24 protein-coding genes and 1 other RNA gene are annotated in these 22,978 nt (G+C 59.0%); 9 read left to right on the top strand and 16 right to left on the bottom strand.

Features of this window, described 5'->3' with window-relative positions; all coding sequences use genetic code 11:
• From ACWJ62_RS19795 to ACWJ62_RS19770, 6 genes are all read right to left on the bottom strand, one after another.
• Positions 1-494, bottom strand: a 494-nt coding sequence (locus tag ACWJ62_RS19795) for an MJ0042-type zinc finger domain-containing protein (protein ID WP_449287698.1), incomplete at its 3' end; no start/stop codon positions are given.
• A 61-nt stretch (positions 495-555) separates the two neighbouring features.
• On the bottom strand, positions 556-1,452 hold the full coding sequence (prmA, locus tag ACWJ62_RS19790; RefSeq protein WP_449287697.1) for a 50S ribosomal protein L11 methyltransferase: 897 nt from the start codon (positions 1,450-1,452) through the stop codon (positions 556-558).
• A gap of 2 nt (positions 1,453-1,454) precedes the next feature.
• Positions 1,455-2,801, bottom strand: a complete 1,347-nt coding sequence (gene accC / locus ACWJ62_RS19785) for an acetyl-CoA carboxylase biotin carboxylase subunit (RefSeq protein WP_449287696.1) — start codon at positions 2,799-2,801, stop codon at positions 1,455-1,457.
• A gap of 18 nt (positions 2,802-2,819) precedes the next feature.
• Entirely contained in the window at positions 2,820-3,284 is a 465-nt protein-coding gene (accB, locus tag ACWJ62_RS19780) for an acetyl-CoA carboxylase biotin carboxyl carrier protein (RefSeq protein ID WP_449287695.1), read from the bottom strand.
• Positions 3,285-3,311: 27 nt separating this feature from the next.
• The gene (gene aroQ, locus ACWJ62_RS19775) at positions 3,312-3,752 is read right to left on the bottom strand and encodes a type II 3-dehydroquinate dehydratase (protein WP_041645657.1); all 441 of its coding nucleotides are present in this window, start codon (positions 3,750-3,752) and stop codon (positions 3,312-3,314) included.
• A gap of 314 nt (positions 3,753-4,066) precedes the next feature.
• Positions 4,067-5,680 carry a diguanylate cyclase gene (locus ACWJ62_RS19770; protein WP_449287694.1) on the bottom strand — a complete coding sequence of 538 codons (1,614 nt, stop codon included), beginning with the start codon at positions 5,678-5,680 and terminating at the stop codon, positions 4,067-4,069.
• A gap of 198 nt (positions 5,681-5,878) precedes the next feature.
• Here ACWJ62_RS19770 and ACWJ62_RS19765 point away from each other — a divergent pair, with 198 nt between their 5' ends.
• Together ACWJ62_RS19765 and ACWJ62_RS19760 are read left to right on the top strand one after the other, a co-directional pair.
• On the top strand, positions 5,879-7,864 hold the full coding sequence (locus ACWJ62_RS19765; protein ID WP_449287693.1) for a bifunctional diguanylate cyclase/phosphodiesterase: 1,986 nt from the start codon (positions 5,879-5,881) through the stop codon (positions 7,862-7,864).
• A 22-nt stretch (positions 7,865-7,886) separates the two neighbouring features.
• The gene (locus ACWJ62_RS19760) at positions 7,887-8,939 is read left to right on the top strand and encodes a DUF2333 family protein (protein ID WP_449287692.1); all 1,053 of its coding nucleotides are present in this window, start codon (positions 7,887-7,889) and stop codon (positions 8,937-8,939) included.
• 82 nt (positions 8,940-9,021) lie between these two features.
• Here the strand turns inward: ACWJ62_RS19760 and ppa are convergent, their stop codons facing one another.
• From ppa to rpiA, 3 genes are all read right to left on the bottom strand, one after another.
• Positions 9,022-9,549: an inorganic diphosphatase gene (gene ppa, locus ACWJ62_RS19755; protein WP_014578423.1), complete on the bottom strand. Its 528-nt coding sequence runs from the start codon at positions 9,547-9,549 to the stop codon at positions 9,022-9,024.
• Positions 9,550-9,668: 119 nt separating this feature from the next.
• A complete protein-coding gene (locus ACWJ62_RS19750; RefSeq protein ID WP_449287691.1) occupies positions 9,669-10,808 on the bottom strand; it encodes an acyl-CoA dehydrogenase family protein in 1,140 nt (379 codons plus the stop codon).
• A gap of 146 nt (positions 10,809-10,954) precedes the next feature.
• Positions 10,955-11,635, bottom strand: a complete 681-nt coding sequence (gene rpiA, locus ACWJ62_RS19745) for a ribose-5-phosphate isomerase RpiA (protein WP_430415707.1) — start codon at positions 11,633-11,635, stop codon at positions 10,955-10,957.
• Positions 11,636-11,786: 151 nt separating this feature from the next.
• Here rpiA and ilvA point away from each other — a divergent pair, with 151 nt between their 5' ends.
• Complete coding sequence (gene ilvA, locus ACWJ62_RS19740; RefSeq protein ID WP_006169768.1) at positions 11,787-13,322, top strand: threonine ammonia-lyase, biosynthetic; 1,536 nt, start codon at positions 11,787-11,789, stop codon at positions 13,320-13,322.
• A gap of 285 nt (positions 13,323-13,607) precedes the next feature.
• The gene (locus ACWJ62_RS19735; protein ID WP_449287690.1) at positions 13,608-13,769 is read left to right on the top strand and encodes a hypothetical protein; all 162 of its coding nucleotides are present in this window, start codon (positions 13,608-13,610) and stop codon (positions 13,767-13,769) included.
• Here the strand turns inward: ACWJ62_RS19735 and ACWJ62_RS19730 are convergent.
• From ACWJ62_RS19730 to ACWJ62_RS19705, 6 genes are all read right to left on the bottom strand, one after another.
• Positions 13,751-14,386: a 5-formyltetrahydrofolate cyclo-ligase gene (locus ACWJ62_RS19730; RefSeq protein WP_449287689.1), complete on the bottom strand. Its 636-nt coding sequence runs from the start codon at positions 14,384-14,386 to the stop codon at positions 13,751-13,753. The two genes, ACWJ62_RS19735 and ACWJ62_RS19730, sit on opposite strands and share 19 nt — an antisense overlap.
• Before the next feature lie 4 nt (positions 14,387-14,390).
• Positions 14,391-14,572: non-coding RNA, 6S RNA (ssrS, locus tag ACWJ62_RS19725), on the bottom strand.
• 62 nt (positions 14,573-14,634) lie between these two features.
• Positions 14,635-14,931: a cell division protein ZapA gene (locus tag ACWJ62_RS19720; RefSeq protein ID WP_014578418.1), complete on the bottom strand. Its 297-nt coding sequence runs from the start codon at positions 14,929-14,931 to the stop codon at positions 14,635-14,637.
• The gene (locus ACWJ62_RS19715) at positions 14,931-15,137 is read right to left on the bottom strand and encodes a TIGR02449 family protein (RefSeq protein ID WP_008170964.1); all 207 of its coding nucleotides are present in this window, start codon (positions 15,135-15,137) and stop codon (positions 14,931-14,933) included. Before ACWJ62_RS19715 ends, ACWJ62_RS19720 begins: the two co-directional genes overlap by 1 nt.
• A 103-nt stretch (positions 15,138-15,240) precedes the next feature.
• The gene (locus ACWJ62_RS19710; protein WP_449287688.1) at positions 15,241-16,515 is read right to left on the bottom strand and encodes an ABC transporter permease; all 1,275 of its coding nucleotides are present in this window, start codon (positions 16,513-16,515) and stop codon (positions 15,241-15,243) included.
• Positions 16,512-17,228: an ATP-binding cassette domain-containing protein gene (locus tag ACWJ62_RS19705; protein ID WP_449287687.1), complete on the bottom strand. Its 717-nt coding sequence runs from the start codon at positions 17,226-17,228 to the stop codon at positions 16,512-16,514. The genes ACWJ62_RS19710 and ACWJ62_RS19705 overlap by 4 nt, the downstream gene beginning before the upstream one ends.
• Positions 17,229-17,295: 67 nt before the next feature.
• Between ACWJ62_RS19705 and ACWJ62_RS19700 the strand changes: the two genes are divergently transcribed.
• Positions 17,296-17,817 carry a DUF3299 domain-containing protein gene (locus ACWJ62_RS19700; protein WP_449287686.1) on the top strand — a complete coding sequence of 174 codons (522 nt, stop codon included), beginning with the start codon at positions 17,296-17,298 and terminating at the stop codon, positions 17,815-17,817.
• A 6-nt stretch (positions 17,818-17,823) separates the two neighbouring features.
• On the opposite strand, the gene ACWJ62_RS19695 is transcribed toward ACWJ62_RS19700, so the two are convergent.
• A complete protein-coding gene (locus ACWJ62_RS19695) occupies positions 17,824-18,387 on the bottom strand; it encodes a ZrgA family zinc uptake protein (protein WP_449287685.1) in 564 nt (187 codons plus the stop codon).
• 136 nt (positions 18,388-18,523) lie between these two features.
• On the opposite strand from ACWJ62_RS19695, the gene ACWJ62_RS19690 reads away from it, so the two are divergent.
• From ACWJ62_RS19690 to ACWJ62_RS19675, 4 genes are read left to right on the top strand one after another with little or no spacing between them, the layout of a single operon-like run.
• Positions 18,524-19,123, top strand: coding sequence for a UPF0149 family protein (locus ACWJ62_RS19690; RefSeq protein ID WP_014578413.1), 600 nt, complete (start codon positions 18,524-18,526; stop codon positions 19,121-19,123).
• 26 nt (positions 19,124-19,149) lie between these two features.
• The gene (gene pepP / locus ACWJ62_RS19685) at positions 19,150-20,469 is read left to right on the top strand and encodes a Xaa-Pro aminopeptidase (protein WP_449287684.1); all 1,320 of its coding nucleotides are present in this window, start codon (positions 19,150-19,152) and stop codon (positions 20,467-20,469) included.
• Between the two features lie 6 nt (positions 20,470-20,475).
• Complete coding sequence (gene ubiH, locus ACWJ62_RS19680; protein ID WP_449287683.1) at positions 20,476-21,759, top strand: 2-octaprenyl-6-methoxyphenyl hydroxylase; 1,284 nt, start codon at positions 20,476-20,478, stop codon at positions 21,757-21,759.
• A complete protein-coding gene (locus ACWJ62_RS19675; RefSeq protein ID WP_449287682.1) occupies positions 21,752-22,975 on the top strand; it encodes an FAD-dependent monooxygenase in 1,224 nt (407 codons plus the stop codon). Before ubiH ends, ACWJ62_RS19675 begins: the two co-directional genes overlap by 8 nt.
• The last annotated feature ends 3 nt before the right edge of the window (positions 22,976-22,978 follow it).

The raw sequence follows: 22,978 nt of genomic DNA, 5'->3' as shown, positions 1-22,978 counted from the left end.
GGCTCGGGGCGCTGGGGGGCAGAGGGTTTTCGGGATGCTGGCTCGTCATCCTGAAGAATGGCTTCGGCCCAGCTTTCATCGACTTGCTCATCGGGGCTGTCGGAGTCAGCGTCTTTGTAGTCTGCTTCGTCGCGCTCATCAAAACTGCGGAAACTGTCGCTTAACTCGTCATCGGAGAAGGTCAGCTTGGTGCCGGCGTAACGGCCTTCCGCCGCATCCTCTTCCGGGTTATCGGCGAAGACAAAATCTTCCTCGCTGACACCGGAGCCGGAGGCAGAACCGGCAGATGATGATGCGTCTGCGGGTTTCGCCGGGGCAGCCGGGGTTCGTGGTTTCTCGCCACCGCCCGGGATAACCTGGTGCTCAATGGCATTGAACACCTTCATGCAGTTCCCGCAGCGTACTTTGCCCTTGGCAATGCCAAGCTGTTCTTCGGTTACCCGGAACCGGGTCTGGCAATTCGGGCACTGTGTCTGCAGGCTGCTCTGGGTCATGCTTCTTCCTGAAAGCGACTAGGCTACGAGTTTCGGAGTTTAGTCGTTAAGACCGGTTTCGTCATCTGTCGTGGCGCCGTCCTGTGAGGCGTATCCACTCTTCCTTCTGCTCGGGCTCGTCCATTACGAACCATGGCTCGTAGGCGGCCATTACTTCCCGTGCCTGGTTGGACAGGATGCCGGACAGCACCAGATCGCCGCCGGGCCTGGTCCGCGATGCAAGATGGGGAGCAAGGCTGATCAGGGGCTGGGCCAGGATGTTGGCAAGCATGATGTCGGCTTTGGTCTCGGGTTCGTTGTCTGGCAGGAACAGGTCCAGCCTGCTGTCTTCGACACCGTTGCGGCGGGCGTTTTCCCGGCTGGCTTCGAGGGCCTGCGGATCGGTATCGATACCAACCACATGGTCCGCGCCAAGGAGCAGGGCCGCAAGGCCGAGAATGCCGGAGCCACAGCCGTAATCGATCACCTGCTTGCCATGGGGGTCCTGGCCATCAAGCCATTCGAGGCAGAGGGCCGTGGTTGGATGGGTGCCGGTGCCGAAGGCCAGACCGGGGTCCAGCATCAGATTCGCCGCATCCGGGTCAGGTGCATCATGCCAGCTTGGGACGATCCAGAGCCGCTCGCCGAATTTCAGGGGCTGGAAATCGTCCATCCAGGCCCGTTCCCAATCCTTGTCCTCAACCAGCGTGACTTCGATTTCCGGAAGGGCCTGCTGGGTTTGCTGGTGCCAGGCATCCCGGATGTCGGCGCAGAGCTGCTCGATATCCCGGCCGGAATCGAACAACCCAGTCACAGTTGTCTGGCTCCATAAAGGGGTGGTGCCGGGGTCCGGCTCATAGAGGGGCTGGTCGGCGGCATCTTCCATGGAGACGGCGTCAGAGCCCATCTCCATGAGCAGATCCTCCAGCTGATCCGCGTTGTCCGGATCAGCCGGGATCTGGAGTTGTATCCAGGGCATCATTAATCCCGTATCAGTTTCTCGAGGTAGTGGATGGTGAAGTCTACCTGTTTAAAGCCACCATCGCGTACCAGTTTCCGATGCAGAGATTGATTGGTCTTGATGCCCTCGACCACCAGTTCGTCCAGGGCGTTCTTCATGCGCCGTCGTGCGATCTCACGGTCGTCGCCCCAGGTGATCAACTTGGCCACCAAGGAATCGTAGAAGGGTGGAACCGTGTAACCGCTGTAAAGGTGGGAATCAACGCGGACGCCATTGCCGCCGGGGGCGTGGTAATGCGAAACCTTGCCCGGGCTGGGAACGAACGTTTTCGGGTCTTCCGCGTTGATCCGGCATTCCATGGCGTGGCCTGAAATGCGTATATCATCCTGGGTGTACTGCAGTGGCAGGCCGCTGGCGATGCGGAGCTGCTCGCGGACAATATCCACACCGGTAACCATTTCGGAAACCGGGTGTTCCACCTGGACCCGGGTGTTCATTTCGATGAAATAGAACTCGCCGTCCTGGTACAGGAATTCGAAGGTACCGGCGCCCACATAACCGATTTCCTTGCAGGCATCGGTGCACGCCTTAAGGGTGCGCTCCCGGGATTCCGGGTTGATGTGCGGGGCTGGGGCCTCTTCGATTACCTTCTGGTTCCGGCGCTGCATGGAGCAGTCGCGGTCGCCCAGATGAATGCAGTTGCCGTGCATGTCAGCGAGTACCTGGACTTCGACGTGCCGCGGAGTTTCGAGGAATTTTTCCAGGTACACGGTCGGGTCGCCGAAGGCATTTTTGGCTTCACTCTGGGTGATCTGGACACCTTTGAGCAGAGCGGCTTCAGAATGGACCACCTGCATCCCGCGGCCGCCCCCACCGGAAGCCGCCTTGATCATGACGGGGTAGCCGATGTCCCGGGCAATCCTCAGGGTCCGCTCCTCATCGTCGTCCAGCGGGCCATCGGAGCCCGGCACGGTCGGAACGCCGGCCTTGATCATGGCGTTGATGGCGGACACCTTGTTGCCCATCAGCCGTATGGTTTCGGCTTTCGGTCCGATAAACCGGAAGCCGCTTTTCTCAACCTGCTCGGCGAAATCGGCGTTTTCGGCAAGAAAGCCGTAGCCGGGATGGATACCGACGGAATCAGTGACTTCCGCGGCACTGATAATGGTCGGGATATTCAGGTAGCTGTCGGTGGCACTATTGGGGCCAATACAGACCGACTCGTCAGCCAGGCGAACATGCATCAGATCACGGTCGACCTGGGAGTGCACTGCCACGGTCTTGATGCCCAGTTCCTTGCAGGCGCGCAGAATCCGGAGGGCAATTTCACCCCGGTTCGCGATCAGTACTTTCTCTAACATGGCCATGAGTAACTATTACCCCGTTCAGGAAATGGCGACCAGGGGCTGGTCAAACTCAACCGGCTGGCCGTTCTCGACCAGGATCTCCGTGACGGTTCCGCTTTTGTCCGCCTCGATCTGGTTCATCATCTTCATGGCTTCCACGATGCAGACTACATCACCGACATTGACGGTCTGGCCGACTTCCACGAACGCCTTGGCAGTGGGCGATGGGGAGCGATAGAACGTGCCTACCATCGGGGATTTCAGGGTATGGCCGGTCGGGGCGGCAGGTGCGGAGGATTCTTCCGCAGGCCCAGCCGGAGCCGGGGCGGCAGGCGCAGCGGCCTGGGGTGCCGGGGCCGGATAATGGCTCATGTACTGGGGGCCGGCAGCCGGCTCGCGGCGGCGGGAAATGCGCACCGAATCGTCGGCTTCGTGAATCTCCAGCTCCTCGACGTCAGATTCCTCGAGCAGCTCGATCAGTTTCTTGATTTTACGAATATCCATAGTCAGTCCAGTCCCGTTTTGTCAGGTCTATCGGTGAATGCGTTTCAGGGCTGCCTGGAGTGCGAGGTCGTACCCCTGGCTACCCAGCCCACAGATAACGCCTTCGGCGATATCCGAGAAATAGGAGTGATGCCGGAACGGTTCCCGGGCATGCACGTTGGAAAGATGCACTTCAATAAAGGGAATTCCCGAGGCCAGCATGGCGTCGCGCAGGGCAACGCTGGTGTGGGTGAAGGCCGCCGGATTTATGATGATGAAATCCACGCCTTCCGCCCGGGCCTCGTGAACCCGCTCAATCAGTTCGTATTCGGCGTTTGATTGCAGGTGCAGCAGATGATGACCCTGCTCTGCCGCCAGTGAGCGCAAACGGTCGTCGATGTCCGCCAGTGTCTCGTAACCATAGACCTCCGGCTCGCGAGTACCGAGCATGTTGAGGTTGGGTCCATGGAGCACGAGAATTGTCGACATGGTTCTGTCTGCCTTGATGTCTTTTTACAGGATCGCCGAATTTAGCGGCATGTTCCGCCAATGGTGCGTGCTTGTTTTGTTCAGATCAACACTTTTTGACAATCGTCCCTGTTGTCCATTGGTCGTAAAAAGACGGCAAATGAATCGAAACGGGATCTTTCCGCTGATGACAATCATTGTCGTGAACGGCGGAACGAACTTCCATACGACGTTGGTTTCATAAAAGGTAGCAGCCGGGCAGTGACTGAGCCATGCCCGAGCGAAAATTGTCTGAAGGGTCTGGAGGGAGGGATTCGGGCCGGCACGGCCCGGATTCAGCAATCGGCCAGGGTCACGCAGTTGCGGCCCAGCTCCTTGGAGCTGTAGAGCGCACGGTCGGCCCGCTCGCACAGTGCCTGGGAGGTGTTGTCGTCCCAGGCCGCGATGCCACAACTGAAGGTGACATTGAATTCCCGGTCGCCGGCCGGTTGCAGCAACTCGGAGAACCGCTCCCGAATTTCATTGAGAACGTTTCGGGCATCGCTCGGGCGGGTGTTGGGCAGAATGATGGCAAATTCCTCACCACCGTAGCGGCCGATGTGGTCGGTCTTGCGCAGGCGTTGCTTGAGGAACATCGACAGACTGCGCAGCACCCGGTCGCCGATCGGGTGGCCAAAGGTGTCGTTCACTTTCTTGAAATAGTCGATGTCGATCATTGCAAAGCACAGCGGCTGTTCTTTCTGGCGCGCCCGCACAATCTCCTGGTCCAGCAGGTGGAGGGTGTGGGTGTGGTTGAACAGGCCCGTCAGGCTGTCACGGATCATCAGGGCCAGCAACGAGCGGGCACGTCGCCCGCGGTTGTGGATCGTGGCAATCAGGTGTTTCGGGTCGATCGGTTTGGTCAGGAAGTCGTCGCCGCCCAGGCTCATGGCATGGAGCTGTTTCGTCACGTCTTCCTCGGCCGAGAGGTAAATGATGGGCACGCTGTGAAAACGGTCCTGCTGGCGGATAACCCGGGCGATTTCCATGCCCGTACAGCCCGGCATATACATGTCGAGGATGATGATCTCCGGCGAGAACTCCTCCAGGGCGTGGATGATCTGCATCGGGTCGGTGATGATGTGGGCGGTCATACCCGCTTTCTTTAGCACCGTTTCCATATACTTGGCCTGAGCCCGGGAATCATCCAGAACCAGAACCTTATAGGGCTCCACGGTGTTGCCGTGGGTGTAGGTCTCGATCTTTTCGATCAGTTGCCCCGGATCGACGGCAGGGTAGAAGAACTCTTCCCCGCCGCAGCGGGAAGCCTGCAGACGGGTCTCGATGGAGCCGTCCTCGTCACTCATGAAAATAATGGGAATGGGCGTATCGTGTCGTTCCTGCAGGCGTTCGATGGTGGTAATGCCGGCATTGGGCGAGCCGCCGAAATTGACGTCTACCAGGATGGTTTCCGGCTTGTGCAGTGCGCAGGCTTCGGTCAGTTCATCGGCACTGGCAAAGGCCGAGGCCCGGAAGCCGAAGAATTCCAGCTGCCGGATCAGGCGGGCTGCCATTTCCTGGTTGGCCAGGGCAATGTAAACCGGGGTGCGACGAAATTGGTGGGGCGCTTCGGAACTGTTGAGGTCGGTCCTGCGCAGAGTGCTCTGGGACAGGGTCTCGATGGCATCCTGCAGCTGTCTCTCGAGGCTCTCGTTCAGGGCAGATCCCGGTTCCCACTGGTTGATCAGCGCCAGCGTGGTCTGACCGGCCCGGGCGTGGCTGTCCATTTCAAACCGCTGGGCGTAGCGCACCAGTTTGTCCGCAGCCGCGGCGAACTCGTTGCGATGGGCCGCAGCCTTGTCCCGGTCTTCGTGAATTTTCTGCCAGGTATCCAGAACAACCCGGGCCTGGGTTGTCACACGGCGTGCGAAATGCTGCCTGAGTTTTTCTTTCTGGCTTTCGTCGTTCATGTTGCTCGGGCCTGTCTCTTTTTCGTTATTGGTCGTCCTTTCCCGGTGCGGACGATTTTTCAACCTTAGTCCTTTTGCAGAGTCTATAGTGTTTAATGTTGTCGGCGTAGGTTGCGCTATGTAAATGTTTGTCAACTCTGCGGTGCAGGTCACAATCACCTGGCCGGCTGGCTCACAGCCAATCCGGAGAAGCTCCCCATGGCACGGAAGCACATCCCCCTGAAGCAGACGCAACAGGGTGCGGTCACATTGCGAACCCTGCTTCTGGTGTTGACCGGAAGTCTGCTGGTTACCCTGCTGGTTGCGGTGTTTATCACCAGCTACGGTTATTTCCGGGACTATGTCTCGGATCAGCTGGCAGGTCATGCCCGTGACGGGGCCACCGCCATCGGGTTGTCCCTCTCCAATGCCATCGACGGCCGCGATCCGGTCGCCTCCGCCTCCCTGATCGATGCGGTGTTTGATAGTGGTCGCTACCTGTCAGTCAGCTATCTGAATCATCAGGGCGAGCAGGTTGCCGGTCGGGCCATGACGCTGAATAAAGTGGCTGTCCCCGCCTGGTTCCGCGACCTCGCAGATCTTCCGCTGCCGGTTGCCGAGGCAGAAGTCGTCCGTGGCTGGAGTCGCCTGGGAACTGTGCAGGTAATCAGCCATCCCGGTCGCGCCTATGAGGACCTCTGGCGAATAACCATAGGGCTGACAGCCAGTACAGCCGTTATCGGGGGGATTGGACTGTTTGCGGTTTTCCTTCTGCTTCGTCGTACCCTGCGCCCGCTTCATGCTCTCGAGGATCAGGCAAAGGCCCTCGGCCAGCGGGATTTCAGGAAGCGGGTCTCTATCAAGTCGACCCGCGAGATCAATCAAGTGACCGACGCCATGAACCGGATGGCGGATGACCTGGGCCAGCTCTTCGAAGGCCAGGCGAAACTCATTCAGCACCTGCGCCGGGTGAACAACGAGGATGCGGTCACCGGGCTGGCCAGCCGGAGTGCCTTCGACCAGCGCCTGAAAGTGGAGGTGGAGTCCGAGGAAAAGGCGGCTCCCGGAATTCTCATGCTGATTCAACTGGCCGACTTTTCGGGATATAACCAGGCCTATGGCCGGAGCGAGGCCGACCGCCTGCTGCTGCGGGTGGCAACCTGGATTGGCGAATTCGTCATGCAGCATGCCGGGTCGTTTGCCGGGCGCCGAACGGGCGCCGAATTTGCCATTTTTCTGCCCGGTGCGATGCCGGCTGATGCCGGTGTCTGGTGTCGTCAGCTGGTCACGGACCTCGATGGGGTATATGCAGATCTTGCTTCGCCGATGGATACCGCTGTTCATGCCGGGCTGGCGAGAACGCTGGACGGCCGTGGTGCCCGGGATCTGATGGCGGCCGCGGATGAAGCTTTGCGCGCTGCCCAGAGCAGGGCCGAGACTGGCTGTCATCTGGCTGACCCTGAAAAGGATGGTCATCACAACCTCGAAACCTGGCGAGTGATTATCAGTGAGGCGATCCGCCGGCAGGCCGTCTCGCTCTGGCTCCAGCCCATGGTGAACGAGGGCCGGCTCATGCCGGTCTATCATCAGGTGTTTTCGCGGATTGATTCCGGCGAAGGGGCTTTGAAAGCAGGCACCTTTGTACCGATGGCGGAGCGTTTCGGGCTGATCTCGGATCTTGATCGTCTGCTGGTCCAGCGGGTGCTCGATCGCCTGAAACAGAGCCCTGATCAGCCGCTGGCGGTCTCGCTCGGCAATGCCTCCGTGGCCAGTGAGGCCTTTCGCGCGGATTTGCTGGACCAGCTGCAGCAGGCTGGTCCGCTGGCACGGAATCTCTGGATCGGTATTTCAGAGCAGGCCATCCATCACCACCGGACCGCGGTGGGCCTTCTGGTCAGGGCGCTGGGGCGACTGGATGTTCCGGTGCTGGTCGACCGCTTCGGGGTGGGAGGCGTGCCGTTCAGTTACCTGAGAAATCTGAGGTTTCAGGCCCTACGTATCGACAACAGCTTCATCCACAATATCGACACCCATGAAGATAACCGCTTCTACCTTGAGTCTGTGGTGGCCATCGCTCACAGTCGTGGCGTGAAAGTGTTCGCCACAGGAGTGGAAACTGCCGCGGAATACTCGGTACTCTGTAAACTGGGGATCGACGGGGCCATGGGTTACCATCTGGGCCGGCCGTTTGCCGCTGACAATTAACAGACAGGGGATTAAAAGTCATATGCCAGGCAAAATCAGACAGTACTTCAAGGACAAGAAAGACGATGTTCAGGATTATGCCGGTGGCAGCGGCGTAATTAGCAAACTGATTCTGGCGTTGGTTGTGGTCTACCTGCTGGTGGCGCTGGTGCTCGGCATGATCTGGAGCAGCGAGCCGGACACCTATTCGGTGCGGGAGCACACGAGGTCGGTGGCCAACACCATGGAAAGGGAACCCATTACCGGCTTTGCCACCACGGTCACCATGATTCGCATCGCAGAAACCCTGCTGGACAAGCCCGGTGGCTATATTTCCAATGACATTTTCCCGCCAGGGCTGTGGCTGGATAACATGCCGAACTGGGAGTACGGCGTGCTGGTCCAGCTGCGGGACCTGTCGCGCGCCATGCGCAAGGACATCAGCCGCTCGCAGAGCCAGTCGGCGGAAGATCGGGATTTGACGATTGCCGAGCCCCAGTTCCATTTTGACAGCGAGAGCTGGGCAATCCCGTCTACCGAGGCGGAGTACCGTCGGGGCATCACCGCTCTGAAACGTTACCTTGACCGGCTGTCGAGCCCGGAACAGGCTGACGCCCAGTTTTTCGCCCGAGCGGATAACCTGAGCAACTGGCTGGCGGATCTGGAGACTCGCCTCGGGAGTTTGTCCCGTACGCTTGGTGAGAGTGTTGGCAAGGCGTCGGTATCAGACTCGGTGATCACCATGAACTCCGGTGATCCCCTTGCTGAGGAAGCGACCGGAGAAGATGTGAAGACGCCCTGGACCAAAATTGATGACGTTTTCTATGAGGCCCGCGGCAGCTCCTGGGCGCTTCTGCACATCTTCCGGGCAATTGAAGTGGATTTCCGGAAAGTGCTGCAGGACAAGAACGCCATGGCCAGCGTGCGGCAGGTGATTATCGAACTTGAGGGCGCCCAGGGCGAAATGTGGAGCCCGGTGATTCTCAATGGCAGCGGCTTTGGTGTGCTGGCCAACCACTCGCTGACCATGGCCGCCTACCTCTCCCGCGCCAACTCGGCGATCAGTGACATGCGGGACCTACTGTCCCGGGGCTGATGACAGAAGAGTTTGATCCAGAAACAAAAAACCGGGCGCGAAGCCCGGTTTTTTTATGCCATCAAACAAAGAAGAGCCCGGCTCAGCCTTTGTAGGCGTTCACGGAATCCACGATGGCTTTTTTGGCAGCGTCGGCGTTGTCCCAGCCTTGCACTTTCACCCACTTGCCGGGCTCGAGCGTCTTGTAGTTCTCGAAGAAATGCTTGATCTGGTCGCGCAGCAGCTCGGGCAGATCGTCAATTTCCTTCACGTCATGGTAGGTGGTGGTCAGCTTGTCATGGGGAACTGCAACCAGCTTGGCGTCGCCACCGGCTTCGTCTTCCATGTTCAGCACACCCACCGGGCGGCAGCGAATCACGGAACCGGCCTGGATCGGGTAGGGGGTCACAACCAGTACGTCCAGGGGGTCACCGTCGTCGGCCAGGGTGTGCGGGATGAAACCGTAGTTGGCCGGGTAGAACATGGGGGTTGCCATAAAGCGGTCTACCAGCAGGGCGCCCATGTCTTTGTCCAGTTCATACTTCACCGGGGAGCTGTTGGCCGGGATTTCGATAGCAACGTAGATGTCTTCAGGCGGGTTCTTGCCTGCGGGGATGTTGTCGAATTGCATGTGCGATCCTTCCTGGTACGTTAAAGGTACGTTTAACTGCGGTTAAAAAGTGGGCGCAATTATACGGGAGTATCCTGCAGTTCGAAACTAAACCTTGGTCGTTACATTGGGTGCAGCGGCTACAGTTTTATCTGCTTGGCAATGAGCTCCTTCATGATCTCGGTGGTGCCGCCGCCGATGGAGAGAATCTTGGCGTCACGATAGAGGCGCTCGACGACGGTTTCCCGCATGTACCCCATGCCACCGAACAGCTGCACCGCTTCCCGGGTGACTTTTTCGCAGACATCCACCGAGAAATTCTTGGCCATGGCCACTTCCTTGATGGGGTTCTTGCCGGCCTGCATCAGGGCGGCGCATCGGTAGGTGTATTCCCGGGCTACGTCGATCTGGGTCGCCATATCTACAAGCTTGTGGCGGGTCACCTGGAAGCCCGCAATGTTGCGTCCGAACGCCTTGCGTTGTTGGGTGTATTCCAGCGCCGCTTCGTAGGCCAGTTGAGCGGTCATATAAGCCATGATAGCCAGGCTAAGGCGCTCAAACAGGAAGTTGCTCATGATGGCGATGAAACCGGCGTTTTCGGCGCCGATCAGGCGGTCGGCCGGAACGCGGCAGTCCTCGAAAAACAGTTCTGCGGTATCGCTGGCCCACCAGCCCATTTTTCGCAGTTTCCTGCCGGTGGAGAACCCGGGCATATCGCGGTCGATCAACAACAGACTGATGCCGCCGTGGCCGTCGCCACCGGTGCGCACCGCGACGGTGTAGTGGTCGGCCCGCATACCGCTGGTGATGAAGGTTTTGCTGCCGTTGACGATGTAATGGTCGCCGTCCCGGACTGCCCGGGTTTTGAGGTTGGCGACATCGGAACCTCCGCCGGGTTCGGTCACTGCCAGGGCGGCAATTTTTTCGCCTAGCAGCACCGGCGGCACGATTTGTTCGCGGATGTCCTTTTTTGCCCATCTGGCGACTGGCGGCAGCCCGATATCCAGAGACCCGAGGCCAGCGACGAGGCCGCCTGATGTGGAGCGCATAAGCTCTTCAGAAACGGCTACTTTCAGGAAAATGTCGCCTTCTCCGATGCCCCCCAGTGCTTCCGGAAAACCAATGCCCAACAAACCAGCATCCCCGGCTTTTTTGTAGAGATCCCGGGGAAATTCACCCGCTTCTTCCCAGTCGTCGATGTGCGGTAATACGTGGGTTTCGATGAACTTGCGGGCGGTCGCACGGACCTGGTGATGGGTTTCGTTGAAGTATTCGGACACGGTCTGGCTCCCCCTGATCGGAATCAATGGGAAGCAGTGTCGCCTAAATATTATTACCAAGCAAGCGCTTGGTTGTTCGTCCTTCCAGGCAATAAAAAAGCTGGCCCGAAAGGCCAGCTTCGACATCGAGGAGCGACAGGAACCGGTCAGGCGCCTTTGCCGGAGATGCTTTTCACGCCGTCTTTGGTGCCCAGCAGCAGGAGATCAGCGCGGCGGCGGGCGAACAGGCCGTTGGTGACCACACCGACGATGTTGTTGAGCTTCTCTTCCACCCGGATCGGTTGGGAAATATCCATGTTGTGGACGTCGATGATAATGTTGCCGTTGTCGGTCACGACGCCTTCCCGGTAGACCGGGTCACCGCCCAGTTTCACGATTTCCCGGCCAACATGGCTCCGGGCCATGGGAATGACTTCCACCGGAAGCGGGAATTTGCCCAGTATGCCGACCATCTTGGAGTCATCGGCAATGCAGATGAAGGTCTTGGCAACCGCGGCCACGATTTTTTCCCGGGTCAGCGCGGCGCCGCCGCCTTTGATCAGTTCCAGGCGGTCGTTGGTTTCGTCAGCGCCATCCACGTAGAACTCCAGTTCTCCGGCGCTGTTGAGGTCGTAAACCGGGATGCCGTGGCTTTTCAGACGCTCGGCAGTGGCCTCCGAGCTGGCAACGGCGCCGTCGAACTCGGTCTTGAGTTCCGCGAGCATGTCGATGAAGAAATTGGCCGTGCTACCTGTGCCCACACCGATCACGCTCTCGCTATCAAGGCGAGGAGCAATGTAATCAATGGCGGCTTTGGCGACGGCTTTTTTCAGTTCGTCCTGGTTCATCATTGGCTCCGGCTGCAAATCAGGTTGGCTTTGCCATCATTATAGCGCTTAAGAGACCTCTGCTTATAGACGGCTGCCGTGCAAACTTTCTACACTGTGGGTTTTTCTCAGCCAGTCATCACTCACACATCGACCAAAAGCCGGAACTGCTATGCCGCAACGCTACATCAAGAAGATTCTCGATGCGCGCGTCTATGACGTGGCCATCGAAACACCCCTGACTGAAGCCCGCAGTCTGTCCAAGCGCTTTGGCAACAATATTCTGCTCAAGCGTGAAGATCTTCAGCCGGTGTTCTCCTTCAAGATTCGTGGTGCCTATAACCGGATTGCGCAGCTTTCCGAGGAGCAGAAGGCCAAGGGGGTCATCTGTGCCTCCGCCGGTAATCATGCCCAGGGTGTTGCGCTGGCTGCCAAGAACCTGGGGATCAAGGCGGTGATTGTGATGCCGCAAACGACACCCGAGATCAAGGTGCGTTCGGTGCGGGACCACGGCGCGAAGGTGGTTCTTAAAGGCGATGCCTTCGACGAGGCGGCCGCCCACGCTCAGGAGTTGATCGCAAAGCACGGCTACACCTACATTCCGCCGTACGATGATCCCGATGTGATCGCCGGCCAGGGCACGGTGGCCATGGAAATCATGTGGCAGTTCAGCAAGCCGATCCACGCCATCTTCATCTGTGTTGGTGGCGGCGGGCTGATTGCCGGCATGGCCGCCTACATCAAGTATCTGCGCCCCGAAATCAAGGTGATTGGCGTCGAACCGGAGGACTCCAACTGCCTCCAGGCTGCCATGAAGGCGGGCAAGCGTGTGGTGCTGGATGAAGTGGGCATCTTTGCTGACGGGGTGGCAGTCAAGCAGATTGGTAAGTACCCCTGGGAGATCTGCAAAGATCACGTGGACGAGGTGATCACCGTATCCACCGACGAAATCTGCGCGGCCATCAAGGATGTGTTCGAGGATACCCGCTCCATTGCCGAGCCGGCCGGTGCCCTGGGTGTGGCGGGCATCAAGAAATACATCGAGCGTGAGAAAGTCGAGGGCGAGAACCTGATTGCCACCCTGAGCGGTGCCAACATGAACTTCGACCGCCTGCGCTACATCTCCGAACGCACGGAAGTGGGCGAGAAACGCGAGGCGATCCTGGCAGTGACCATTCCGGAGAAACCGGGCGCCTTCAAGACCTTCATCAACGCCCTGCACAAGCGCAGCATCACCGAGTTCAATTACCGCTACGCCGATGCCACCAATGCCACTATTTTCGTTGGCATACAGATTGCCGCGGGTGGTCACGGCCGCGAGGATCTGGTTCAGGATCTTCGGGAGAGTGGATACTCGGTGGTCGATTTAACAGACAGCGATCTGGCCAAGCAGCACATTCGTCACATGGTGGGCGGTCACGCGCCGACCATCACCAACGAGAAGGTGTTCCAGTTCGAGTTCCCGGAGCGCCCGGGGGCGTTGCTGAAGTTCCTGATGTCTCTTGGTACCCGCTGGAATATCTCCATGTTCCACTACCGCAACCACGGTGCAGCATACAGCCGTGTGTTGCTGGGCGCCCAGGTGGACGACGACGAGGTGCAGGATTTCGAGAAAATGCTGGATAAGGTTGGTTTCCGCTATGAAAACATGACGGATAATGAGGCTTATCAGCTGTTTCTTGGGCAGGGTAACGCCCGGTCCTCCTAGTAGCTCGTGAATTCAGTGCGGGAACCGGTTGGGGACACCCTTTCAGAAACATGCTCCTGGCGGCACATCTCTGTGTCGCCTGGGCTCCGCCATCCATGGCTCCGCACAGTTTCAGAAAGGGTGTCCCCAACCGTTTCGTAAGCTCTGAGAAAGCTTACGGAAGTTTAATCTGTGAAAAATTGTAAAACCGAAGATAGGTGTTAGTCTTTCTTCTGATTCTTGAAGTCAAGAATAGCTTACTGATTTCCCGACATTTTCAAAACTGCATTTTGAGGAACTGAAACCATGGGCGGCAAGCCTGACATCATCAAAGCCATTGTGCTGATTTTTGCCATCGGCCTTGTGATCACTGGTTTCACATCCATCCACGCTTCTGAAGACAGAGACGCGCGAGCGTCCAACCTTGTTGGTTCTGTCCAGGTGATGAGTCAGCCACTGAAACGGTAACGCTGCTTGTCGGTCACCACGCTGTGCAGGGGCACGTCCCAGGGCTCTACCGGCAGTTTTTTCACCTTCTGAAAGTCGTGGGCCAGGCCAATCATTTTCGGCGCCAGTCTTGGCCGTATCCGGCTGAAGGCAAACGTTCTGTCGTAGAAGCCTCCCCCCATCCCCAGTCTTCCCCCCTGTTCGTCAAAACCCACTAACGGAAAAAGTACCGCATCCAGTGCCCAGGCCGGGCGTCGCAGGCCTTTGCTGAAGGCGGGCTCGGGAATACCGAAACGGTTGGCGGTGAGTTCCACGCCGTCGAGATACGGGCTGAAAACCAGCCTGCCTTGATGAATCGGGTGCAGTACCGGCAGGTAAAAGTGGATGCCCTTGCGCCGAGCGATGTCCAGGTAAACATGGGGATCAATTTCGCCGTCGTTGGGCAGATAGATTGCGATGTGCCGGGCCCGGTGCAGGTCTGGATTCTTCAGCAGATTGAGGGCCAGGTGCTCGGCGGCCTGCTGCTGTTTTTCAACGCTCAGGTCGCGACGGTACTGCCGTAGGCGTTTGCGAAGTTCACTGCGTGACAGGGTGTCAGGATGGGACTGGAACGGTTGAGGCTCGATAAACTGGCTCAAAATAAAGCTTCCCGGGCTGCCGTTATCGGATGTTGCCCTTGAACCCAAAGTTCAAGGTCGGTGGCCGCTGTGACATATTAGGCTTTCCCCTGTCGGGGACGTGCTCACAATGCCCTGAAGTAGCCACCTGGGTAATGCGCATCGGCTCGAGGACGTATCCGACTATCCCGAACAGCCCAGGAAGTTGTTCTCATTATACGGGCAGTGTCGGGGCCGATTGCAAGACTTGTCTGAGATTCTCTGGGGATTTAACGACCCGAGCCATCACCCAGCGCGCCGTCCAGTTTGTTGTCCATGGCTCGCAGCAAGGTGCTGGTGGCATCAGACATGGTGTCGCGCTCGAGCAGTTCGTGAGTAATGTTCAGAGCTGCCATTACAGCAATGCGCTCGGTACCAAAAACCTTGCCGCCAGCGCGGATTTCCCGCATTTTGCTGTCCAGATGCCGGGCGGCACGCAGCAGTGCCTCCTGTTCTTCCTCGGGGCAGGCGACCAGATATTCCTTGTCGAGGATTTTCACCTCAACCGTGGTGGATTGCTGTGCCATCAGTGATGCTCCAGGGCCCTAAGGCGGCTGATCATGGCTTCGATCTTGTGCTTCGCGTGATCGTTTTTCTGCACCAGCTGGGCCCGTTCCCGGTTCCAGTCGTCCTGCAGCTCCCGCAATGTGGCGTTGTCTCGCTCAAGTTTCTGACAGCGTTCAATCAGCCTGTCCAGCTTGTCCGCTAATGCCTGTACTTCGGACTGTTCCATGACGTGCCCAGCAGTGGTTTTATGATATTAAGCTCAACTATAAGTGTGGACGCTAAGTCGGTCAATTTACAGGCTTGTCATTGCGTTCCCTGCGTGATGCCCATCACTGATCCGCGGCCTCGCCAAAGCCCAGCCGGCGGCTCTGGCGCCATGTGTTGAAGGCCGGGATCAGCGCCACGGTGAAGGCGGCAACCGGAACCAGGGCCAGTAACGTCCATTCCTCGGGCGTCAATGGGCGAAGTTCGATCTGCAGGCCATAGTTGGCCAGTAACCATGGGCTTGCCAGTGCAAGGCTCGCCATGCCAAGTGCCAGGGCCAGCACGCAGGCTGCCAGGGCAAGAGCCACGCACTCCAGGATGTAGAGTGAGGCTATCAATGCCGGAGAGGCACCAGTTGCCCGCAGTACGGCGATTTCGTGGGCCCTCTGGGCCTGTAATGTGAGAAGAACGGCAATTAGTCCGATCAGGCTGGTTACCACGACAAAACCGGTTATGCCCAGCAGCGCTCGCTCAAACTGGCCCATCAGTCGCCAGAGTTCACTGAGGGCGACTCCCGGGAGTATGGCCGAGAGCGGCTCGTCGGCAAACTGGTTGATTTCCCGCTGTATGCGGAAGGTCAGGATCTGCCGGTCAATGCCAACGAATGCGGCGGTAATGGCATCGGGTGTGAAATCTCGGCCCTTTGCCTGCTCCGGTGTGATTGTCCGTCCGGGGATGGCGACCCCGGATTCCCAGCCCACGTGCATGGCCTCCATGCCATCAAGGCCAATATACACGGCCTGGTCCACCGGCGTTCCGGTGGGCTCCAGTATGCCGGTGACGGTAAACGGCGTGTCTTCGTGGTTGGAGAAGCTGGTGCGTCCACCGCCATGGGATAGCACAATCTTCTCGCCCACCTGATGCGCCAGCGACCGGGCAACGCCGGCGCCCAACACCACATCAAAGACCTCTTCAAACCACTGGCCGTCAGCCAGTTCGAGGGGCAGGTCGCGGCCGTAACGGAAGTGCTTGAAAAAGTTCTCATCTGTGGCGACCACACGATTACCCCGGTAGCTGTCTCCGAGCGAAATCGGAATCAGCCAGGCCAGGCGGTTATCGTCTTTCAGGCTCTGGTAGGTCGACCAGCGAATGTTGTTGGTGGCATCGCCAATATGAAACACGGTGTACAACAGCAGGTTCAGCTGGCCACTGCGGGCTCCAATGATCAGGTCGGTACCGCTGATGGTACTGGTGAAAGACTGTTTGACCTCCGTGCGCAGGTACTGGATGCCCAGCAACAGGGAAACGCTGAGCGTCAGGGTCAGACACACCAGGGCCAGTACTTTTTTCCGGTGCCAGAGGCTGGCCAGGGCGAGTGTCAGGGCAAGGCGTGCTTTCATGTCCGGTCACCCTGCAGTTCCAGCTGATTATCGAAATGGCGGGCCAGGGACTGGTCGTGACTGACGAACAGCACCGAGGTGTTGTGCCGGTGCGCAAGATTCAGAAGCAGTTCCAGGAACCGGTCCCGGTTGTCGGCATCCAGGGCTGACGTAGGTTCGTCCGCGAGAATCAGGCCGGGCGCGCCAATCAGCGCCCGGGCGGCTGCGATACGTTGCTGCTGGCCAATACTCAGCCTGGTGACTTTCCTCTGCCAGTGATCCTCGGGGATCGACAGGGCGGCAAGCAATCTCTCCGCCTCGGCTGCGACGGTCGGTTCGGTGCGCTCTTTGCGCAGTTCAGAAAGTCCGCAGGGCAGGGTGACGTTGGCTCGTGTGCTCAGGTAGGGCACCAGATTGAATTGCTGGAAGATAACGCCCATGTGGTCAGCCCGGAACTGGTCCCGTGCGCCGGCACCCAGCCGGTGGATATCGGTTCCGAGCACCCGAACAGTGCCAGAGGCCGGGCGAAGCATGCCTGCCAACAAGCTGAGCAGCGTGCTTTTGCCGCTGCCGCTTGGGCCGTGCAGGAAAAGGTGCTCGCCGCGTTTCAGTATGATATCCGGAAAGCTGAGGCGGGGCTGTACAGGGTCCCAGGAAAAGCCGAGCCCGCTGACTTCCATCGCAGTTTCTGTGTTTCGGGAACTGTTGCTGGCTGAGTCTGTCTTGCTGGTCATGTTGGCTGCCGTTGGCCCGGTGTATGATGGCGGTTTCCGAATAGTATTTTCAGGAGTCTTTGGTCCAATGATGTCTGCCCCGACACGTTCGCGCTTTGCGCTGCTTTTTTTCATCGCGCTTACCCTGGTGTGTGTACTTCCATCAACAGGCCGGACTGAAACCCGGGAGATCGACTGGCTTGAACTGATGCCCGCCGAGGATCTGGCGCTGCTGGAGAATATGCCAGAGATTGAGCACGAGGGCGATGGCCCGCCGCTGCTGCCGGATGAGATCATGACCGGTCGGGTTGTGCCGGAAATGGGCAATGTTGAAGGGCGCATTCCCGGCTTCGTGGTGCCCCTCAAGACAACCGAGGACATGCGTATCCTGGAGTTCTTCCTGGTGCCCTACTACGGTGCTTGTATTCATGTGCCGCCGCCGCCCCCCAATCAGATCATTCACGTCAAGTACAAGGAAGGTTTCACGCTTGAGGCCCTGTACGATCCAGTGTGGATCGAAGGCAAGCTGGTAATTGACCGCACCGAAAACGACATCGGCACGTCTTCCTATTCTATGGTCGCAACCGGGGTTGAGCCCTACGAGGACTGAATGCTGTCATCGGGCGCGGAGTTCAAATGTGCTTTCTCCGTGGCCCAGCCGGGCTGAGCCCTGACCTTCTGGCCACGCCCACTGAACGCCGAGATGCTCTATCCCGGAAAAACGGGTTGTAATGGGTGTTGCAAGCGCCTGGGATGAGCTCAGGCCTGGACAGCCCAGGGTCTGGATGACTTCGAAATCCGAGTGGGATGATTCGTCCGGATGATCATGGTCATGCCCATGACTGTGTCCGTAATCATCACCACCTGCCTGATGATGCACTACCGCATTCATGACGGTGCAGCCCCCCTCGCTGGTGTCCGCAAGGGGTGTCTGTCCAAGCCAGTTGGTTACCTCGTTAACCAGAGCTTTCTGGTCGTCCGAACGGGCACGATGTTCGAACCCCAGCAGGTTGTAGGCCGGCGATGTGAACAGGAGATCAATCTGCTCTCCCTCGATGGCCAGTTGTAGTTCGGCATGACCGTGCTGATGAGCACCCGGATTGTCGTTGGCAAACATAGGGCCAGCGCTGGCAATAGCGGCACCAGCCAGGAAGAAGCAGGTTGTGGCTCGTAAGGACATGGCTTTATCTCTCGGTAGAAATGATACGTTATAACATATTGTTCGCTCGCCGGATAAAAATCAACAGGCAGTGCCTTGGCACCGCCTGAATGCTAGGATAGACCTCTAATCCATTAACACAGGATCCGCCTGTTTCATGTCAGAAACCGACACTTCCGGTGCTGCCCGCGCCGCAGAATTCGAGCGCTGGGCCAACGTTTTTACAGCTCACAAGGCATTCAGCCACCCATCCGAATTGCACGGCGCGCTCTGTGGTCGCCTGGCGGCCGGATCGCGTATTGAAGAGCCGGAATGGCTGGCAATGGTGTGTGAACACATGGGGCTGGCCGAGAACGCGGCCGAGGAGTCCGATGATCTCGCTCCGTTCATGAACAAAGCCTATGAACAGACCCTGGAGCTCTTGAAATCAGCAGACATGAGTTTCCATCCTTTACTGCCTGATGACGACTATGCCATTGAGCAGCGGCTGGAAGCTCTGGTTTCCTGGGTGCGGGGATTTCTCGAGGGTATGGCACTGTCGGCTGGCGAGTCGCTCGGCCAGGCGCCCGATGAGATCCGGGAGCTGATCGAGGATATGGTGGCCATCAGCCAGCTGTCCGAAGAGGAAGAAGCGGACGACGAGAGCGAGCAGCAGTTGCTGGAAATTACCGAATACATCCGGCTGGGGGCGCTCGCCGTGTTCACTGAATTCAACGCCCCTGAACCACCGAAGTCTGATTCGCCGACCCTGCACTGAGCCGGGTCCTGATTGCAGGAGAGACTATGAACTCCATGATTCCCGTAAAGGAGTTTGCCGAGCGCCGTCGCAAGCTGATGGAACGTATGGCGCCAGACAGTATTGCGATCATCCCGGCCGCTCCGGAGCGTGTCCGTAATCGCGATGTGCTGCATCCGTTCCGCCAGGACAGTGATTTTCATTACCTGTCCGGTTTTGGTGAGCCGGAGGCCGTACTGGCGCTGATTCCGGGCCGTGAACACGGGGAATCGGTACTGTTCTGCAAGGAGCGCAATCCGCAGAAGGAGCTCTGGGACGGTTTCCTGGTTGGCCCGGAAGGCGCCATCGAACGCTACGGCCTGGACGATGCGTTTCCGATTGCAGACATCGACGACATCCTGCCGGGCATGATCGAGGGTCGAAGCCGGGTCTATTATCCTCTCGGCAAGGACGATCATTTCGATGCTCGGGTCATGGACTGGGTGAAGATGATTCGCAGCAAGGTTCGCAGCGGCGCCCATCCGCCGGGCGAATTCGTGGCCCTGGAGCATCTGCTTCATGACCTGCGGCTGTACAAGAGCGCAAATGAGATCAAGATCATGGCCAAGGCCGGCCAGATCAGCGCCGAGGCACACTGTCGGGCCATGAAGCGGGCCCGCAAGGGCGGCTTCGAGTACAACCTTGAGGCCGAACTGATCCACACCTTCATGGATCATGGCGCCCGGTCAACGGCTTATCCTTCGATTGTGGGCGGGGGCGCCAATGGCTGCATCCTGCATTACATCGAGAACAGTGCACCGCTGAAAGACGGGGATCTGGTTCTGATCGATGCCGGCTGTGAATACCAGTGCTACGCCTCTGACATTACCCGCACCTTCCCGGTCAGCGGAAAGTTCAGCAACGAGCAGCGGGCCCTGTATGAGGTGGTGCTGGCGGCGCAGTACCAGGCCATTGAGGCTGTGTCGCCGGAAAATCACTGGAACCGACCCCATGAGGCGGCGCTGGAAGTGCTGACCCAGGGCCTGATTGATCTGGGGCTGTTGTCCGGCACCCTGGAAGACGCCATCGCCAACGAAGCCTACAAACCCTTTTTCATGCACCGCACCGGGCACTGGCTGGGGCTGGATGTGCACGATGTGGGCGATTACAAGGTCGGTGACGCCTGGCGCCAGCTGGAACCCGGCATGGCCCTGACCGTCGAGCCAGGCCTGTACATTGCGCCGGATAACACCGACGTGGATGAGAAATGGCGTGGCATCGGCATACGCATCGAAGACGATGTGGTGGTGACCAAAGACGGCTGCCGGGTCCTGACCGAAGCGGTCCCGAAAACCATTGCCGAAATCGAAGCCCTGATGGCGGACTGACACCCTGTGACCAAGACAGATACTGATCTGATCATTGCCGGTGGTGGCCTTGCCGGAGCAACCCTGGCCCTGGCGTTGGCACGGATGGTGCCGTCGCTCCGTGTGACGGTGGTTGAGGCGTTTCCACTCTCTCCCGATGCCCTGCCGGACAGCTATCAGCCCAGCTACGACGCACGCTCCACTGCGCTGGCCTGGGGCTCCAGGCTGATCTTTGAAGAGCTGGGGCTCTGGCACCGGCTCGCCGAGCATGCCACTCCCATTGAACATATCCATGTTTCTGATCGGGGGCATTTCGGCGCTACCCGGCTGCATGCCGCCGAGCATGGTCAGGAGGCGCTTGGTTACGTAGCGGACAATCGCTGGATGGGTTTGTGCTTGATGCGTGAGCTTCTGGATACCAATGTCCAGTGGCGGGCGCCGGCAGAAGTGACAGATATGACGCCTATCCCCGGCGGCGTCCGGGTCCGGCTGTCGGAGGATGGCGAGGATGCCCCGGAGCTGACGGCTCGCTGTCTGGTGGTCGCAGATGGCGGTCGCTCAGGATTGCGCGAGAAACTTGGCTTCAGGGCCGATCGTCACAGCTATGGCCAGAACGCCCTGATCGCCAATGTCTCCACCAGTGACAGCCACGGGTTCACCGCCTTTGAGCGGTTCACCGATGCCGGTCCCATGGCTCTCTTGCCCCATGGTTCTCCCACGCGTGCCGGGCACCAGTCGGCACTGGTCTGGACGTTATCCGATGAGGTCTTGCAGCAGGTTCTGGAGCTGCCCGACGACGAGAAATGCCGTTGGCTTCAGGACCGGTTTGGCTGGCGTCTGGGCAGGTTTACCCGCATCGGTGCCTGTCACGATTACCCGCTGACCCTGACGACGGTAGACGAGCCGGTGCGCCCCGGGGTTGCCCTGGTGGGCAATGCGGCTCATGCCCTGCATCCGGTCGCCGGGCAGGGCTTCAATCTCGCGCTGAGAGGGCTCATGACGCTGGTCGAACAGTTCCGTCTGGCTGAAGAGCAGGGCAGGTCGATTGGCGATCTCGAGGTCCTGAAGCGCTACCAGGCACTGCATCGGGAGGACTGGCAGCAGACGGTGCGCTTCTCCGATTCGCTTGTGCGTTTGTTCGGGAATTCCATGCTGCCGGTTGCGGCGGCCCGCGATGCCGGCCTGGTAGGTCTTGATCTGTTGCCGGGGGCAAAACGCTGGTTTGCCCGCAAGGCCATGGGCCTGGGTGGTCGCCGGGCCGTGATTGACCGGCCCGGAAACCTGAACCGGGAGGCACCAGGTCATGAGTGAAGCGCAAACGTTCGATATTCTTGTGGCCGGCGGTGGCATGATCGGCTCCGCCCTGGCTCTCGGGCTGTCACGACAGGGTTGGCATGTGGGGCTGGTGGAAGGCTCCGGTCATGAGTCTCTGGTTGAGGCGCCGGACTCGGCCACCACCGTTGCCGATTTCGAACCACGGGTCAGTGCCATTTCGGTGGCGAGCCAGCAATTGCTGGAGCAACTCGGAGTCTGGTCCGAGGTGACCGCCGGTCGTCACTGTCCTTACCAGACCATGACGGTCTGGGATGGCGACGGCACGGGGCGAATACAGTTTGAGGCAGCCGAGCTGCAGGCGAGAGCCCTCGGAACGATTGTCGAGAACCGCAGCATCGTGCGGGCACTGTTCAGGTCCCTGGAACAAAGTCCGGTCGAACTGATTGATGGCGCAAGGATTACTGGCTGTAAACGGTTGTCTGGAACTTACACGGTTGAGCTGGAGGACGGTCGATCCTTGTCGGCGGGGCTACTGGTGGGTTGTGACGGTGCCAATTCCCGTCTGCGCCATTGGGTCGGCCTGCCAACCCGTGAGTGGGACTACGACCAGCAGGCAATCGTGTGCACGGTGAAAACCACCCAGAGCCACCGTTTCACCGCGTGGCAGCGATTTTCGACGACCGGGCCGCTGGCGTTTTTGCCCTTGCTGCCAGAGTCCGGAGATGAGCATTTCTGTTCCATTGTCTGGTCCCAGGATACCGGGGAAGCGCGGCGTCTGATGGCTTTGGACGACACTGACTTTGCCGCTGAACTTGAGCGTGCTATTGAGCGCGAGCTGGGATCGGTAGAGTCCATTTCCGGCCGCTTCGCCTTCCCGCTTCGACAGCGCCACGCGAAGGACTACATTGCCCCCGGTTTTGCCCTCGTCGGCGATGCGGCCCATACCATCCATCCGCTGGCGGGACAGGGTGCCAACCTTGGCTACGGTGATGTACGGGCTCTGCTCGATGAACTTTCGCGAGCGAAAAAGGCGGGCCTGAATCCAGCCAGTGAGCTGGTGCTGGCGCGCTACCAGCGCCGCCGGAAAGGCGAGAATCTCGCCATGATGGCCGCCATGGAGGGCTTCAAACAGTTGTTCGGCCGTGATGAGCTGCCGGTCCGCTGGCTGCGAAATACCGGCCTGCGCTGGCTCAACCAGATGGGGCCGGTGAAAAATCGTATCGCTGCCGAGGCCATGGGTCTTAACGGCTGAATA

This window comes from Marinobacter sp. PE14 (assembly GCF_053566155.1).
This window is presented reverse-complemented; position numbering and strand designations above follow the sequence as displayed.

Coding starts and splice junctions, on each gene's coding strand:
- aroQ (WP_041645657.1), bottom strand. CDS start 3,752: ATGTCGACAATTCTCGTGCTCCATGGACCCAACCTCAACATGCTCGGT.
- ACWJ62_RS19690 (WP_014578413.1), top strand. CDS start 18,524: ATGTCAGAAACCGACACTTCCGGTGCTGCCCGCGCCGCAGAATTCGAG.
- ACWJ62_RS19675 (WP_449287682.1), top strand. CDS start 21,752: ATGAGTGAAGCGCAAACGTTCGATATTCTTGTGGCCGGCGGTGGCATG.
- prmA (WP_449287697.1), bottom strand. CDS start 1,452: ATGCCCTGGATACAACTCCAGATCCCGGCTGATCCGGACAACGCGGAT.
- pepP (WP_449287684.1), top strand. CDS start 19,150: ATGAACTCCATGATTCCCGTAAAGGAGTTTGCCGAGCGCCGTCGCAAG.
- ilvA (WP_006169768.1), top strand. CDS start 11,787: ATGCCGCAACGCTACATCAAGAAGATTCTCGATGCGCGCGTCTATGAC.
- ACWJ62_RS19715 (WP_008170964.1), bottom strand. CDS start 15,137: ATGGAACAGTCCGAAGTACAGGCATTAGCGGACAAGCTGGACAGGCTG.
- ppa (WP_014578423.1), bottom strand. CDS start 9,549: ATGCAATTCGACAACATCCCCGCAGGCAAGAACCCGCCTGAAGACATC.
- rpiA (WP_430415707.1), bottom strand. CDS start 11,635: ATGAACCAGGACGAACTGAAAAAAGCCGTCGCCAAAGCCGCCATTGAT.
- ACWJ62_RS19770 (WP_449287694.1), bottom strand. CDS start 5,680: ATGAACGACGAAAGCCAGAAAGAAAAACTCAGGCAGCATTTCGCACGC.
- accC (WP_449287696.1), bottom strand. CDS start 2,801: ATGGCCATGTTAGAGAAAGTACTGATCGCGAACCGGGGTGAAATTGCC.
- ACWJ62_RS19765 (WP_449287693.1), top strand. CDS start 5,879: ATGGCACGGAAGCACATCCCCCTGAAGCAGACGCAACAGGGTGCGGTC.
- ACWJ62_RS19700 (WP_449287686.1), top strand. CDS start 17,296: ATGATGTCTGCCCCGACACGTTCGCGCTTTGCGCTGCTTTTTTTCATC.
- ACWJ62_RS19710 (WP_449287688.1), bottom strand. CDS start 16,515: ATGAAAGCACGCCTTGCCCTGACACTCGCCCTGGCCAGCCTCTGGCAC.
- ACWJ62_RS19695 (WP_449287685.1), bottom strand. CDS start 18,387: ATGTCCTTACGAGCCACAACCTGCTTCTTCCTGGCTGGTGCCGCTATT.
- ACWJ62_RS19735 (WP_449287690.1), top strand. CDS start 13,608: ATGGGCGGCAAGCCTGACATCATCAAAGCCATTGTGCTGATTTTTGCC.
- ACWJ62_RS19705 (WP_449287687.1), bottom strand. CDS start 17,228: ATGACCAGCAAGACAGACTCAGCCAGCAACAGTTCCCGAAACACAGAA.
- ACWJ62_RS19720 (WP_014578418.1), bottom strand. CDS start 14,931: ATGGCACAGCAATCCACCACGGTTGAGGTGAAAATCCTCGACAAGGAA.
- ACWJ62_RS19760 (WP_449287692.1), top strand. CDS start 7,887: ATGCCAGGCAAAATCAGACAGTACTTCAAGGACAAGAAAGACGATGTT.
- accB (WP_449287695.1), bottom strand. CDS start 3,284: ATGGATATTCGTAAAATCAAGAAACTGATCGAGCTGCTCGAGGAATCT.